Source organism: Vibrio sp. YT-17, from assembly GCF_033337375.1.
Classification (GTDB): domain Bacteria; phylum Pseudomonadota; class Gammaproteobacteria; order Enterobacterales; family Vibrionaceae; genus Vibrio; species Vibrio alginolyticus.
The window spans coordinates 1-1,755 of the sequence record NZ_JAWOQP010000065.1 but is presented as its reverse complement, the minus strand read 5'-3'; the positions used below and the strand labels follow the sequence as shown (position 1 = coordinate 1,755).

Sequence of the window (1,755 nt, the reverse complement as noted above, 5' to 3'; positions counted from 1 at the left end):
GATGTCGACGCTGTTAACGTTGATTTCCGATCATCCGCCGCTTGGAGTAGCATCATGAGTTACGATCAAGCGGTTCTCAATCGAATTTGGTCAGAGACCATTTTGACTGAGCTTCACCGATTTGGTGTGAAGCATGTTTGTATCGCGCCGGGGTCGCGTTCGACTCCTTTGACTTTAGAAGCGGCGGAACAGCCAAATTTTTCCATTCATACTCATTTTGATGAGCGTGGATTAGGTTTTATGGCGCTTGGTTTGGCGAAAGCGAGCCAAGAGCCGGTAGCCGTTATCGTGACTTCTGGCACTGCGGTCGCAAACTTGTTGCCTGCGGTAGCAGAAGCTAAATTAACGGGCGAAAAACTGGTTTTGCTTACTGCTGACCGCCCTGTTGAACTCGTCGGTTGTGGCGCAAACCAAGCAATTAATCAGCTTGGGATTTTTTCGCAGCATGTATCGGCAAATTTGAACTTGCCAAGTCCGAGCTTAAATACGCCGCTCAACTGGTTAATCACTTCGGTTGATGAGGTGATGTTTAACCAGCAGTTACATGGCAGCGCGGTTCACATTAACTGCGCCTTTCCTGAGCCGCTGTATTCTGACGGGGAAAAAAGCGCTTACCAAAGCTACCTGAACAGTGTCGAAGCGTGGCGCAAAGGCGGTCAAACATATACTCAACGATTCGTCAGTCCATCATTCCGTGACATTCCATTTTGTGCTGATAGAAAAGGCGTGGTTGTTATTGGCAGCTTACCTGCTGATCACGCGCAAGCGGCAAAAGCGTTTGCACAGCAAATGGGGTGGCCTGTATTGGCGGATCCGCAAAGTGGAGTTAGCTCCGGTTGGTCACATTATGATTTGTGGTTACAACAGCCTAAGTTGGCCAGCCAACTCGACGAATGTGATTTGCTGCTCCAGTTTGGTAGCCGCATCATATCTAAGCGATTGAACCAATGGATTAATAAACAGGTGTCGCAAAGCCAACAAGGCCGAGATGTTCAGTACTGGTTTATCTCGCCAAGTTTAAGCCGCGATAACCAAACACACCTTCCGCAATTGCATTGGGCTGCATCACCTAAAAGTTGGGTCGAGCGTGTTGATGTTAAGAGCTCAAGTACTCAAGGGTGGGCTGATGGATTGCTGACCGATATAACCCATGTTCGCGCTCACATTCGCGATGAGTTTCTGTCTTCATCAGCTTCAACGCTTAATGAAATCGCGTTAGCGGCTGACATTGAAGAGCGAACGCAGAGCGTCGATGTCTTTCTCGGTAACAGCTTGTTTGTTCGATTGGTCGATATGTTTGGCCGATTAAATACTGAGGTGTTTACCAATCGCGGAGCGTCGGGTATTGATGGTCTATTTGCCACAGCTTCTGGTGTGCAGCGCTCACGAGGCAAGCCGCTATTGATGTACATCGGAGATACATCGGCGCTTTATGACCTCAACTCGCTCGCGCTGTTTTCTCGTAATGATCTGCCATCAGTACTTGTGGTCACAAACAATGATGGTGGTGCGATTTTCGATATGTTGCCAGTGCCTCAGGAGCATCGCACTGCGTACTACCAAATGCCCCACGGTTATCAGTTTGAACATGCAGCTAAGCAGTTTGGCTTAAAGTATGAAAAGCCAACTACATTACAAATGTATCAAGCAATGATTGCCGAGCACTTGTCGAGCGGCCAAGGCACAATGCTGGTGGAAGTTCAAACTCCACCAAGCCAAGCCGCAGAGTTGATAAAGGCATTTAATAAGAGCCTA

The 1,755-nt window shown here is 48.3% G+C and carries 1 protein-coding gene; it reads left to right on the top strand.

Annotated features, from left to right (window positions below; genetic code table 11):
* Nucleotides 1-54 precede the first annotated feature (54 nt).
* Nucleotides 55-1,755 (top strand): 2-succinyl-5-enolpyruvyl-6-hydroxy-3-cyclohexene-1-carboxylic-acid synthase (gene menD, locus R7F67_RS23850; RefSeq protein ID WP_318057415.1); only part of this gene is annotated, 1,701 nt, incomplete at its 3' end.